At 43.2% G+C, this 13,764-nt stretch carries 9 protein-coding genes, 2 tRNA genes and 3 rRNA genes (1 of these 14 cut by a window edge); 7 read left to right on the forward strand and 7 right to left on the reverse strand.

Features of this window, described 5'->3' with window-relative positions; all coding sequences use genetic code 11:
• Window positions 1–91 precede the first annotated feature (91 nt).
• The 6 genes from AB6M99_RS09900 (at window position 92) to AB6M99_RS09925 (ending at window position 6,051) form a co-directional block, all read left to right on the forward strand.
• On the forward strand, window positions 92–2,527 hold the full coding sequence (locus AB6M99_RS09900) for a bifunctional 2',3'-cyclic-nucleotide 2'-phosphodiesterase/3'-nucleotidase (protein WP_369350701.1): 2,436 nt from the start codon (window positions 92–94) through the stop codon (window positions 2,525–2,527).
• 212 nt (window positions 2,528–2,739) lie between these two features.
• Window positions 2,740–3,636: a ribosome small subunit-dependent GTPase A gene (rsgA, locus tag AB6M99_RS09905; protein ID WP_121836303.1), complete on the forward strand. Its 897-nt coding sequence runs from the start codon at window positions 2,740–2,742 to the stop codon at window positions 3,634–3,636.
• Window positions 3,637–3,814: 178 nt separating this feature from the next.
• Window positions 3,815–4,276: a class Ib ribonucleoside-diphosphate reductase assembly flavoprotein NrdI gene (nrdI, locus tag AB6M99_RS09910; protein ID WP_121836302.1), complete on the forward strand. Its 462-nt coding sequence runs from the start codon at window positions 3,815–3,817 to the stop codon at window positions 4,274–4,276.
• Entirely contained in the window at window positions 4,258–4,734 is a 477-nt protein-coding gene (locus AB6M99_RS09915) for a GNAT family N-acetyltransferase (protein WP_121836301.1), read from the forward strand. Before nrdI ends, AB6M99_RS09915 begins: the two co-directional genes overlap by 19 nt.
• 10 nt (window positions 4,735–4,744) lie before the next feature.
• A complete protein-coding gene (locus AB6M99_RS09920; RefSeq protein ID WP_369350705.1) occupies window positions 4,745–5,770 on the forward strand; it encodes a M42 family metallopeptidase in 1,026 nt (341 codons plus the stop codon).
• A gap of 8 nt (window positions 5,771–5,778) precedes the next feature.
• Window positions 5,779–6,051, forward strand: coding sequence for an AAA family ATPase (locus tag AB6M99_RS09925; protein WP_369350706.1), 273 nt, complete (start codon window positions 5,779–5,781; stop codon window positions 6,049–6,051).
• A gap of 298 nt (window positions 6,052–6,349) precedes the next feature.
• Here the strand turns inward: AB6M99_RS09925 and AB6M99_RS09930 are convergent, their stop codons facing one another.
• Window positions 6,350–7,663, reverse strand: a complete 1,314-nt coding sequence (locus AB6M99_RS09930) for a uracil-xanthine permease family protein (protein WP_121836319.1) — start codon at window positions 7,661–7,663, stop codon at window positions 6,350–6,352.
• Between the two features lie 311 nt (window positions 7,664–7,974).
• Here AB6M99_RS09930 and AB6M99_RS09935 point away from each other — a divergent pair, with 311 nt between their 5' ends.
• Complete coding sequence (locus tag AB6M99_RS09935; protein ID WP_369350344.1) at window positions 7,975–9,141, forward strand: IS30 family transposase; 1,167 nt, start codon at window positions 7,975–7,977, stop codon at window positions 9,139–9,141.
• Window positions 9,142–9,423: 282 nt separating this feature from the next.
• Here the strand turns inward: AB6M99_RS09935 and AB6M99_RS09940 are convergent, their stop codons facing one another.
• The 6 genes from AB6M99_RS09940 to AB6M99_RS09965 all read right to left on the reverse strand — a co-directional run.
• On the reverse strand, window positions 9,424–9,939 hold the full coding sequence (locus AB6M99_RS09940) for a sigma-70 family RNA polymerase sigma factor (RefSeq protein WP_183121689.1): 516 nt from the start codon (window positions 9,937–9,939) through the stop codon (window positions 9,424–9,426).
• 148 nt (window positions 9,940–10,087) lie between these two features.
• A tRNA-Asn gene (locus AB6M99_RS09945) sits at window positions 10,088–10,160 on the reverse strand.
• 5 nt (window positions 10,161–10,165) lie between these two features.
• Window positions 10,166–10,281, reverse strand: a 5S ribosomal RNA gene (rrf, locus tag AB6M99_RS09950).
• An 83-nt stretch (window positions 10,282–10,364) separates the two neighbouring features.
• Window positions 10,365–13,264 (reverse strand): 23S ribosomal RNA (locus tag AB6M99_RS09955).
• A gap of 159 nt (window positions 13,265–13,423) precedes the next feature.
• Window positions 13,424–13,496 (reverse strand) — tRNA-Ala (locus tag AB6M99_RS09960).
• 66 nt (window positions 13,497–13,562) lie between these two features.
• Window positions 13,563–13,764, reverse strand: a 16S ribosomal RNA gene (locus AB6M99_RS09965) (it continues 1,347 nt past the right edge of the window).
• The 16S, 23S and 5S rRNA genes sit together here with 2 tRNA genes alongside, the layout of an rRNA operon.

Below are 13,764 nucleotides of genomic sequence, written 5' to 3' on the forward strand. Positions count from 1 at the left end.
ATTGAAAAAAACGCTTACGAGTTGTATAATATATAGGCTAAACGAAATTTCTGACGAAGTTTCACTATTATCAAAAAGGAGATGTTTTAATATGTCAAAACACTATCTGTCTAAGAGTGCCCTTGTTCTCTCACTTATCGCAACAGGTCTAGCTAGTACAACTCTCGTACAAGCAGATGAAACAACAACTGCAACTACTCTAGAAACGCCTGTTACCGAAGCAGCTACCACTGGAGCAACACCTGCTGAAACGACCACACCAGATACAACTGCCGTAGAGACAGAATCACCAGCAGTGGCTATATCACTCGACAACGCTCCAAAACCAGATACTGCTATCATTGCACCTGTGGAAGGCCAAACGGTGGATATTCGTATCGCTTCAACAACTGACCTTCATACTAACTTAGTTAACTATGATTATTATCAAGATAAAGAAGCACAAAACATCGGTTTAGCTAAAACGGCTGTTCTCCTTGAAGAAGCAAAAGCTGAAAATCCAAATATCGTTACCGTGGACAATGGCGACCTTATCCAAGGAACACCACTCGGAACTTACAAGGCTATCGTTGATAAGGTTGAACCAGGTGAACAACACCCAATGTACGCAGCACTTGAAGCACTTGGCTTTGATGCTAGCACACTTGGTAACCACGAATTCAACTACGGTCTAGATTACCTCAAAACAGTCCTTGACACAGCTGATATTCCTGTTCTCAACGCCAATGTTCGTGATGCTAAAACAAACGCATTAGCCTTCAATCCTTATGTGATTTTACCAAAAACCTTTAAAGATACCACTGGTAAAGACGTTACTGTCAACATCGGAATTACAGGTATCGTTCCCCCTCAAATTATGAACTGGGATAAAGCAAACCTTGAAGGTAAGGTCGTCGTTCAGGACGCTGTTGAAGCAATCACTGAAATTATTCCTACCATGCGAAATGCTGGCGCAGACCTCGTTCTTGTCCTTTCTCACTCAGGTATCGGTGATGATAAATACGACAAAGGTGAGGAAAACGTTGGTTACCAAATCGCAAGTATCTCAGGTGTTGATGCTGTGGTAACAGGACATTCTCACGCTGAATTTCCATCTGGTAAAGGCACTGGATTTTATGAAAAATACGCTGGTGTTGACGGAGTACGTGGCCTCATTAACGGAACCCCTGTTACCATGGCAGGAAAATATGGTGATCATCTAGGAATCATTGACCTCAATATCACTTATACAAACGGCAAATGGACTGTTAACAAAGATAAAAGTCAAAGTTCAATCCGTAAAATTGATACAAAATCCTCTAAAGCTAATCAAACTATCCTTGACATCGCAAAAGAAGCTCACAATGGTACCATCGAATACGTTCGTAAACAAGTTGGTACAACAACCGCACCTATCACTAGCTACTTTGCATTAGTCAAAGACGATCCATCAGTTCAAATCGTCAACAATGCGCAGCTTTGGTACGCTAAAAAAGAACTCGCTGGCACACCATACGCTAACCTTCCACTCCTCTCAGCTGCTGCACCATTCAAAGCAGGTACACGAAACGATCCAACTGCCTACACAGACATCCCAGCTGGACCAATCGCTATCAAAAACGTTGCCGACCTTTACCTTTACGACAACGTCGCAGCTATCCTAAAAATTACTGGAGCTGATTTGAAAGAATGGCTAGAAATGTCAGCAGGACAATTCAATACCATCGATCCAAACAAAAAAGACCCACAAAACCTCGTCAACACAGACTACCGCACCTACAATTTCGATGTCATTGACGGTGTCACTTACGAATACGATGTGACTCAACCAAACAAATACGACCGTAGTGGTAATCTTGTCAATGCAGACGCAAACCGTGTTCGTAACCTAAAATACAATGGCGTAGAAGTTGCAGATAATCAAGAATTCATGGTAGTTACAAATAATTACCGTGCTAGCGGAACTTTCCCAGGTGTCAAAAATGCCACTGTCAACTATCTCTTCAACTTAGAAAACCGCCAAGCTATCATCAATTACATTGTTTCTGAAAAAACAATCAACCCATCTGCTGACAATAACTGGTATTTCACAGATAGTATTTCTGGGCTTGACATCCGTTTCTTGAGTGCCGATAAAGCTAAAGATTTAATCGGAGGTGCCAAAGATATCTCATACGTTGGTTCATCAAGCGTTGAAGGATTCGGAGACTTCAAATTTACTTATATCAAACCAGAAGTAGCTATTCCTGATAACACAGACACTAAAAAACCAACACTTTCAGACAAAGATCGTACAGACATTCACCAATTGGTATCTAATGCCTATAAAGCTCAACAAACAAAAACAGCTGCCACAGATCCAATCAATACAAATACAGTACATAAGACAGATAATCTCCCTCAACAAAAACCTCTGTCAAGTCCTGGTGTAACAGCTAAAACAAATGTCTTACCAAAAACAGGCGAAGCTGATTCTGTTGCCATCACCTTCTTTGGCTTCGGACTTCTCGCTAGCCTTGCAGGACTTATCCGTCGTAAAGAAAATTAATTCAATGAACGAACTGCCCAATGCAGTTCGTTTTTTGCTATAATAAAGCTAAGAAAGGAGTGATACCTATGATGACACCCTATGGCTATTTTAATATGACGAGGCGAATGCCCACTAATGAGATTTGGAGAACTGAGACCTTCACCTCTCTATTAAAATAAAAACTTTTCCATTTTGCACTAAGTGACTCTCGGTTTTCCTCGAAAGGACTTATGACAAAAACTGTAAAACAGCAAGCTTATCGTGTGATCTCAGAAACACGAACAGACTATCTGATTTCAAACCAAAGCGATATCAAACACTTACCTAAACGCCCTAAAACAGCACCTTACTATGTCGGTGATTGGCTCCTTTACGATAGTGATCGTCAGACTTATTCTCTACAAGAACGAAAATCTATCGTTTCCAAAGCCAGTAATCACACGTTAAAAAACGACCATCACCACAAATCAGAGCAGGTCATGGCAACCAATGTCGACCAAGTCTTCATTTTAATGGCACTTAATCAAAATTTTTCACTCGCCAAACTAGAACGCTACTACCTCGTTTTCTACCAAGAAGCAGTTGACTTGCATTTTATCTTAACCAAACCTGACCTTGTTTCCAATAGCAAAGAAATCATTGCTGATATCAAACACCTTTATCCCCAACTATCCCTAACCTGTCTCAATAATTTAGAATCCTCATCTATTACCCGATTTAAAAATCTTCTAAGTCCTCAAAAGACTGGACTCTTATTAGGAAGTTCGGGCGCTGGAAAATCAACCTTAATCAATAATCTCCTCCCCTTTCAATCCCAAAAAACTAACGCCGTCAAACGAACTGACGCCAAAGGTAAACACACCACTACCAGCAGTCAACTCTTTTACCACTCCGAATTAGACTACACCATCATTGACACCCCTGGGTTTAAAGGCATTGATAAAGTCAACACCCTAGACTTATCCCCCTTATTTAATGAGATCATCTCTCTCAGTAGACAATGCCACTTCCCAAATTGCCAACACAACAAAGAACCACGATGTGCCATCAAACAAGCACTAGCATCGGGAGAGTTAAACCATGAGTTATGGCTACGCTACTGCTACCATATGACAAAATTATCCTAAAAATTGCGAGAGGTTGAGACAAAAATGTCTCAACCTTCTCTTATTAATAGTAATGACAGATTGATGCAGTGGTTGATTGGAAGTCTATAACTGGTCACTTTTTCATTTTCTTGGATATCCCATGACCTCTCCTCCTAAAAGTGCTATAATGAAACTAGCATTTTTTGAAAGGAGTCATATGTCGGATTTAACCCTTGTCTATATCAGTCTCAGCGGTAATACACAAAGTTTTGTCAAACGCCTCTCAGACTATTTAGCAACTACTCAAGAACTGACAACTCGTCAGATTAACATCAAAGAACTTAATCACGAAACCTTCCCCGTGACAGAACCCTTTGTGGCATTATTACCAACCTATCTCGAAGGAGGTAATGGTGTTGACCACGGCGATGTTGAAATTTTAACCAATCCACTTGGCGACTTTATCACAGCTCATGACAACTACAAAAACTGTATGGGAATTATAGGCTCTGGTAATAAAAATTTTAACCATCAGTATATTCTTACCGCTAAACAATACAGCAAGCGTTTTGGCTTCCCACTTCTAGGCGATTTTGAGTTACGTGGTACAAGCGCAGATATTGAACGCTTAGCAGCCGTCATTTTAGAAACAAAAGCAAAATGGAATACCGCAAACTAGCCGAACTGCCAAAAGAAGTCTTAGAAACTTTTTTCAAAGAACACTGGAATGATACACAAATGGCTATCAGAGGACAATTATTTCATCTACTTGATAGCGAGGGCTTTGTTGCTATGGACAATCAGAACATCCTAGGTATCATCACTTGGCAAATCATCGATAAACAGTTTGAAATCTTGTCATTAGACAGCCTAAAACCTCGTGAAGGTATCGGAAGCCAGCTTCTAGCTCTAGTTGAAGAAAAGGCTCGCCTATTAGGCTTTCGAAACTGTCACCTCACCACTACCAATGACAACCTAGTTGCTCTCTCATTCTATCAAAAACGAGGCTATCATATCGCTAGAGTTTTCCCAAACGCTGTGACCAAGGCTAGACAGTTAAAACCATCAATTCCTCTCATCTCTGAAAATGGTATCCCTATCCGAGATGAATTGGAACTCATTAAACCACTTAATTAAGGAGTATCACATGCAAACAACCATCAATTACATCACGACCCTCTGTAATATCCCATCACCAACAGGTTTCACAACCACTATTATGGACTACGTTCAAGCTGAACTTGAAAGCTTTGGCTACACTCCTGTGCGTACTGCCAAAGGTGGCCTTATGGTATCTGTTAAAGGAACTGATGACAGCAAACACCGCGTCGTAACCGCACACCTTGACACTCTTGGTGCTATGGTTCGTGCCATCAAACCTGACGGTCGCCTCAAAATGGATTTAGTAGGTGGCTTTGTTTATAACGCTATCGAAGGCGAAAACTGTACTGTTCACGTTGCCAAAAACGGCAAGGAAATCTCTGGAACAATCCTTATGCACCAAACATCTGTTCACGTTTACCGTGATGCAGGTACTGCTGAGCGCAACCAAACCAATATGGAAATTCGTTTGGATGAAAAAGTAAAAACAGCTGATGAAACACGTGCGCTAGGTATCGAAGTCGGTGACTTCATTTCCTTTGACCCTCGCGTTGTGGTCACAGAATCAGGCTTTATCAAGTCTCGCCACCTCGACGACAAGGTCAGCGCAGCCATTCTCATCAAACTCCTCAAAACCTATAAAGAGAATGCTATCGTCTTACCAAACACTACTCACTTCTACTTCTCAGCCTTTGAAGAAGTTGGACACGGTGCAAACTCTAGCCTACCAGCCGAAACAGTCGAATACCTTGCTGTTGATATGGGAGCCATGGGTGATGACCAAGCCACTGATGAGTACACCGTTTCAATCTGTGTCAAAGATGGTTCAGGTCCGTATCATTACGAACTCCGCCAACACATGGTAGCTCTAGCTGAAAAGAATAATATCCCTTATAAACTCGATATCTATCCTTATTATGGTAGTGACGCCTCTGCAGCCATGCGCGCTGGTGCAGAAGTTAAACATGCCCTCCTAGGAGCAGGTATTGAGTCTAGCCATTCCTACGAACGTACGCACACTGATTCTGTTGAGGCAACTGAACGTTTAGTTGATGCCTACCTCAAGTCATAAGTTATCTAATGAAACAGCTCATCCTCATTCGTGGTAATTCTGGGTCCGGTAAATCCACTCTAGCGCTGCAACTTCAACAAAAACTCGGTCAAAAGACCGTTCTTCTTCCTCAAGACACCCTACGTCGCCTCATTCTAAACGCCAAAGATGAGATGGTTACGAAACACCGACCGTCCCTCTCTACCTCACACTCCTCGAACATGCCTACCAGCATCATGACATCGTCATTATTGAAGGTATTCTCCATAGAGACTGGTATGCCCCTCTTTGGGATAAAATAGCAGAGCTTTACGGAGACAAGGCTTATGCTTATTATTATGATTTACCCTTTCAAGAAACCATCAGACGCCATCAAACCAGAGATAAAGTCAATGACTTTTCCGTATCAGATATGAAGCGATGGTGGCTCGAAAAAGATTACCTCAATCAGTTCAATGAAACCTATTTTGATGAAACTGTAAGCCTAGAAAACGCCCTCTCAATAATATTAGAACATCTGAGAAATTCTAATTAAGAACATGAAAAGCTTAGCGTCAAAGATTGATGCTAAGCTTTTTCACTATTTAAATTTACCAACTCTTATCCTTGTTCTTTTGGAAGAATAAGATTTAATACAACACCCACAATCGCTGCTAGTGCAGTACCAGAAAGATTAACCGCACCAAGATCAAGAACAGCGCCACCTAGACCAAGAACAAGCATTGAACTTGAAATAATCAAATTACGAACCTGACCAAAATCAACTTGACGCTCAATTAACACCTTAAGACCATTTGAAGCAATAACCCCATACAGTAGAATAGACATTCCACCCAAAACAGCGTTCGGAATCGTCGAAATCAAGGCTGTAAATTTCCCAAAGAATGAGAAGGCAATCGCAATCAGTGCAGCATTACGAATAACTGAAACAGAAGCAACGCGTGTCATTCCGATAACACCAGTATTTTCACCATAAGTTGTATTAGCAGGACCACCGATGAAAGCTGAAACAGCCGTTGCGACCCCATCACCAATAAGAGTCCGTTGCAAACCAGGTTCCTTCAAGAACTGGCGACCAGTAATCTGACCAAGAACCGTATGGTCCCCAATATGCTCCGCTATTGTTACCACCGCAATCGGTAAAATGGCAATCATCTCAGGACCAAAGTAGAACTCATATGATTTAAAGACACCTGTCTTAAACGGTAAGTAGAAAGATGGCAGTTCAAACCATTTCGCCTCGAGAACTGGCGTAAAATCAACTAATCCTAAACCAAGTGCTAAGATATAACCACCAATGATAGCAAATAAGAAAGGAATAATCTTCACAAAACCTTTACCGTTTGTATTAATAAAAGCGGCAATCAAGAAAGTCACAATTGCAACTACAATATTTCGCCAATCAGCATCCGCAACAAAACCAGCTGATGTCACCGCTGAATTTGCTAACCCTAACCCAATAACAATAATCATAGGACCAATCACAATTGGTGGCAAGACCTTATCAATCCACTTAGTCCCCAAAACACTAATCAAACCAGCGATTACAACATAAATCAAACCAACAAAGAAGACACCCGTTTGAGCTGCCGAAACATTTCCACCCATAGCTTCATTAGCCGTCGCCATAGCTGTAATATAAGCAAACGATGACCCCAAATAAACAGGTACCTTAGCCTTCGTAGCCACTTGGTAAATCAAAGTTCCAACACCAGAAGCAAAAAGTGCTACTGACACAGGCATTCCCAAAATAAGCGGCACCAAAATGGTAGCACCAAACATCGCAAAAACGTGCTGGAAAGAAAGCAACAATCCCTGAGCAAACTCTGGCTTTTCCTCAACATCTAAAATCAAATCAACCTTTGAAACATCAAGATCTAGCGCTGTATGATGCTCATGTTCTCCAACATGCATTTTTAATTCCATGATTCCTCCACCTGGGCACACAAAAAGAGCCCAGTCTTATATTAGTAGTCATAGGCTCTTCGTTTTTCCTGAAATGTCTTTCTCACCTCACGGGATGAGTTTAAAAACCTACGCTTTTGGTATTATAACATAGCAGAGCTAAAAATACTAGACATCTTTCACAAAAAATTGACAGACATCCAAAGAGGTAATTTCCCAAAGTAATTTCCACTTTAGCTTTCGAAGCGGAAGTTAGTCTAAAACGGATTTTTATGGTGGAATTAAGTCTGAGACGTTTGCGTTAGAAATGAGTCCTTACTATGACAAAATATAAACACCTTACCCTCTCAGACCGCAATGACATCCAACTTGGCTTAGAACGTGGAGAAACCTTCAAAGTCATTGGACAAACTATCCTAAAAGATCCTACTACCGTTTCCAAAGAGGTCAAACGTAACAGACAGGTCAGAACCTCTACCAATGATGGGCTTCCTTGCCCTCTCCTTGATAAATCCCCATTTGTCTGTAACGGATGTCCTAAGAGAAGACAAAATTGTGGCTACAAGAAAATCTTCTACCTCGCTAAACAGGCTCAAAAACAATACGAACAAACCCTCGTTGAGGCTCGAGAAGGAACACCTCTCAACTCTCAAACGTTCTGGGACATGGATAAAGTCATCTCCGATGGTGTGAAAAAGGGACAGCACATCTATCACATCCTTAAAACTCATAACCTTGATGTCAGTTCCTCAACCGTCTATCGACACATCCGTAAAGGATACCTTTCTATCGCTCCTATTGATCTGGCTAGAGCTGTAAAATTCAAACCTAGACGAAAGGCTACACTACCTGCTATCCCTAAAGAAGCTAAAAAAGGGCGTTCTTATGAGGACTTCCAAAACTTCCTGACACATAGACAGCTGACCTCTTGGCTTGAAATGGACACCGTTATTGGACGGGTTGGTGGAAAAGTATTACTCACCTTCAATGTCTCCTTCTGTAACTTTATCTTCGCTAGACTTCTGGACAATAAAACCGCTCTTGAGGTCGCTAAACACTTCTATGTTATCAAGAACACGCTTTATGAGGCTGACCGAGATTTCTTCGATGTTTTCCCTGTCATTCTAACTGACAATGGTGGAGAGTTTGCCAAAGTTGATGACATTGAGATGGATATCAGAGGTGAGATTAAACTATTCTTTTGCGACCCTAAGCGCTCTGACCAGAAAGGAAGAATTGAGAAAAATCACACACTTATTCGCGATATTTTACCCAAGGGAACTTCTTTTGACAACTTAACTCAGAACGATATCAACCTAGTCTGTTCTCATGTGAATAGCGTGAAACGCGCTGCTCTGAATGGGAAATCAGCTTATGAGCTCTTTACCTTTACCTATGACGAAGAACTGGCTAAACTACTCGGCATTTCCTTAATTCCAGCAGAAGACGTCTGTCAGTCTCCAAAATTACTCCAACACAAATTCTAAAAACAACCTAATATAAGCCACTCAAACGTCTCACACTAACTTCCACCATAGCGGAACTTAATCTGAAACGCTTTCAGATGAGGGGATTTTGTGTACCCTTTTTGTCAACTAAATTAGCCTAAAAATGCAATAAATCAACCTTTATAAAAACCAGTGGAACTTACCCTGACACGGAGTTTCACTGGTTGTTAGAGGTTTTATCAGATTAACTTCCACTTTAACAGACGGTGGAAGTTAGTTTGGGAATTTAGCAGACATCCAAAGAAGTTTTCCGAAATCTCACTAATGCGCTCTTAACCAGCAATAATCCATTCCCCAACCTAATCTTCCTAACTTCGCCCTTACCTTTCTCTGAAAAGCACGTTTCCCCCTAAAACACTCACCACTCATCAAATAGTCCAGATAACCTTTTTCCTCTACTGTCAATTCCTGACACAACTCTCCAATAGCCTCCCTATAGGCTACCATCTCCGCCACATCTAGCCCATTATCCGATACCGAATGAGCCACTTCTCCAATCTCATCATAAACCATTCGGTCAAAAGCTCTCTTTATACTCTCTTGCTTTCGAATCTCATCCTTGACACGGTTTGAAAATTTCGTCTTAAAATAAACACACATTTTTCTAGTATTGAAAACTAGATCTGGCTCCTTCTCCAATAACTGATATAAGGTAATCATACCCTCCTGATCCCAATCCTCAGGCTCCCATATCTTAATAAAATAAAACTGTCTCAGTTTCAACACAATCGGACGAACTTTCTGATAAAGCCCTTCAAAATCTAATATTGCTTCCATAACAATACCCCCATAATTTAGTTATGGTTATAGTTTATCCCTAATAAACAAAAAAGAACATGACACAAATGTCATGCTCTAGTAGCTTAAAAAGTTGAACAAATGAAAAAGAAACACTGATGAATCAACGTTTCTAACACATATTATACTCCGCCAACAGGGCTCGAACCTGTGACATCATGATTAACAGTCATGCGCTCTACCAACTGAGCTATGGCGGATGAAAGCTAAGCAACTACCCTATCTCACAGGGGGCAACCCCCAACTACTTCCGGCGTTCTAGGACTTAACTGCTGTGTTCGGCATGGGTACAGGTGTATCTCCTAGGCTATCGTCACTTAACTTCTTCTTGGATTATCCATCCAAAATTGAATACCTATATTCTATCAAGAAACCGCTACGCTGTCAATATACTTTCTTATTTCTAGGATAAGTCCTCGAGCTATTAGTATTAGTCCGCTACATGTCTCACAACACTTCCACTTCTAACCTATCTACCTGATCTTCTTTCAGGGCTCTTACTGATATAAAATCATGGGAAATCTCATCTTGAGGGGGGCTTCGCACTTAGATGCTTTCAGCGCTTATCCCTTCCATACATAGCTACCCAGCGATGCCTCTGGCGAGACAACTGGTACACCAGCGGTATGTCCACTCTGGTCCTCTCGTACTAGGAGCAGATCCTCTCAAATTTCCTACGCCCGCGACGGATAGGGACCGAACTGTCTCACGACGTTCTGAACCCAGCTCGCGTGCCGCTTTAATGGGCGAACAGCCCAACCCTTGGGACCGACTACAGCCCCAGGATGCGACGAGCCGACATCGAGGTGCCAAACCTCCCCGTCGATGTGAACTCTTGGGGGAGATAAGCCTGTTATCCCCAGGGTAGCTTTTATCCGTTGAGCGATGGCCCTTCCATACGGAACCACCGGATCACTAAGCCCGACTTTCGTCCCTGCTCGAGTTGTTGCTCTCGCAGTCAAGCTCCCTTATACCTTTACACTCTGCGATTGATTTCCAACCAATCTGAGGGAACCTTTGGGCGCCTCCGTTACCTTTTAGGAGGCGACCGCCCCAGTCAAACTGCCCGTCAGACACTGTCTCCGATAGGGATAACCTATCCGGGTTAGAGTAGCCATAACACAAGGGTAGTATCCCAACATCGCCTCATACGAAACTGGCGTCCCGTAATCAATGGCTCCTACCTATCCTGTACATGTGGTACAGATACTCAATATCAAACTGCAGTAAAGCTCCATGGGGTCTTTCCGTCCTGTCGCGGGTAACCTGCATCTTCACAGGTACTAAAATTTCACCGAGTCTCTCGTTGAGACAGTGCCCAAATCATTACGCCTTTCGTGCGGGTCGGAACTTACCCGACAAGGAATTTCGCTACCTTAGGACCGTTATAGTTACGGCCGCCGTTTACTGGGGCTTCAATTCAGATCTTCGCGTTACCGCTAAACCCTCCTCTTAACCTTCCAGCACCGGGCAGGCGTCACCCCCTATACATCATCTTACGATTTAGCAGAGAGCTGTGTTTTTGATAAACAGTTGCTTGGGCCTATTCACTGCGGCTGACTTTAAGTCAGCACCCCTTCTCCCGAAGTTACGGGGTCATTTTGCCGAGTTCCTTAACGAGAGTTCTCTCGATCACCTGAGGCTACTCGCCTCGACTACCTGTGTCGGTTTGCGGTACGGGTAGTGTATACTTAACGCTAGAAGCTTTTCTTGGCAGTGTGACGTCACTCACTTCGCTACTTAACTTCGCTCCCCATCACAGCTCAATGTTAGAGATATAAGCATTTGACTCATATCACACCTCACTGTTTAGCCCAGCTCTTCCATTCGCTGGGTTGAGTTAGCCTACTGCGTCCCTCCATCACTATATACACTAGTACAGGAATATCAACCTGTTGGCCATCGGATACACCTTTCGGTCTCTCCTTAGGTCCCGACTAACCCAGGGCGGACGAGCCTTCCCCTGGAAACCTTAGTCTTACGGTGGACAGGATTCTCACCTGTCTTTCGCTACTCATACCGGCATTCTCACTTCTATACGCTCCAGCGCTCCTCACGGTACACCTTCGTCGCCTATAGAACGCTCTCCTACCATCCCTTACGGGATCCACAGCTTCGGTAATATGTTTTAGCCCCGGTACATTTTCGGCGCAGGGTCACTCGACTAGTGAGCTATTACGCACTCTTTGAATGAATAGCTGCTTCTAAGCTAACATCCTAGTTGTCTGTGCAACCCCACATCCTTTTCCACTTAACATATATTTTGGGACCTTAGCTGGTGGTCTGGGCTGTTTCCCTTTCGACTACGGATCTTAGCACTCGCAGTCTGACTGCCGATTATATCTCGTTGGCATTCGGAGTTTATCTGAGATTGGTAATCCGAGATGGACCCCTCACCCAAACAGTGCTCTACCTCCAAGAGACTTAACATCGACGCTAGCCCTAAAGCTATTTCGGAGAGAACCAGCTATCTCCAAGTTCGTTTGGAATTTCTCCGCTACCCACAAGTCATCCAAGCACTTTTCAACGTGCCCTGGTTCGGTCCTCCAGTGCGTCTTACCGCACCTTCAACCTGCTCATGGGTAGGTCACATGGTTTCGGGTCTACGACATGATACTAATTCGCCCTATTAAGACTCGGTTTCCCTACGGCTCCGTCTCTTCAACTTAACCTCGCTTCATATCGTAACTCGCCGGTTCATTCTACAAAAGGCACGCTCTCACCCATTAACGGGCTCGAACTTCTTGTAGGCACACGGTTTCAGGTTCTATTTCACTCCCCTCCCGGGGTGCTTTTCACCTTTCCCTCACGGTACTGGTTCACTATCGGTCACTAGAGAGTATTTAGGGTTGGGAGATGGTCCTCCCGGATTCCGACGAGATTTCGCGTGTCTCGCCGTACTCAGGATACTGCTAGGTATAAAGACTATTTCAGATACGAGGCTATTACTCCCTTTGGCTTACCTTCCCAGGTAATTCTCCTATAATCTTTAAGTCCACGTTGCAGTCCTACAACCCCGAGGAGTAAACTCCTCGGTTTGCCCTCCTGCCGTTTCGCTCGCCGCTACTAAGGCAATCGCTTTTGCTTTCTCTTCCTGCAGCTACTTAGATGTTTCAGTTCACTGCGTCTTCCTTCTCATATCCTTAACAGATATGGATACTAACCATTAGTTAGTGGGTTCCCCCATTCGGACATCTCTGGATCTGCGCTTACTTACAACTCCCCAAAGCATTTCGTCGTTAGTCACGTCCTTCATCGGCTTCTAGTGCCAAGGCATCCACCGTGCGCCCTTATTAACTTAACCTTATTAACCTAATTCTTTCAAATTAGAAAACTCATTAATTCACAGCGTTTTCGGTTTATTTTCTTGTTACTATTCTTACAATTCAATTTCTTGAATCGTGGAATTTGATATAGATATTCAATTTTCAATGGACAATCCTTAACATCTCTTCGATGTTAATGGAGCCTAGCGGGATCGAACCGCTGACCTCCTGCGTGCAAAGCAGGCGCTCTCCCAGCTGAGCTAAGGCCCCACATCTGTCTCTTCCTGAGACCACTCAAAACTAAACAAGACGCTACAAGTGCTTCCATTTCCTTAGAAAGGAGGTGATCCAGCCGCACCTTCCGATACGGCTACCTTGTTACGACTTCACCCCAATCATCTATCCCACCTTAGGCGGCTGGCTCCTAAAAGGTTACCTCACCGACTTCGGGTGTTACAAACTCTCGTGGTGTGACGGGCGGTGTGTACAAGGCCCGGGAACGTATTCACCGCGGCGTGCTGATCCGCGATTACTAGCG

It is taken from the genome of Streptococcus hillyeri (assembly GCF_041081565.1).
GTDB lineage: Bacteria > Bacillota > Bacilli > Lactobacillales > Streptococcaceae > Streptococcus > Streptococcus hillyeri.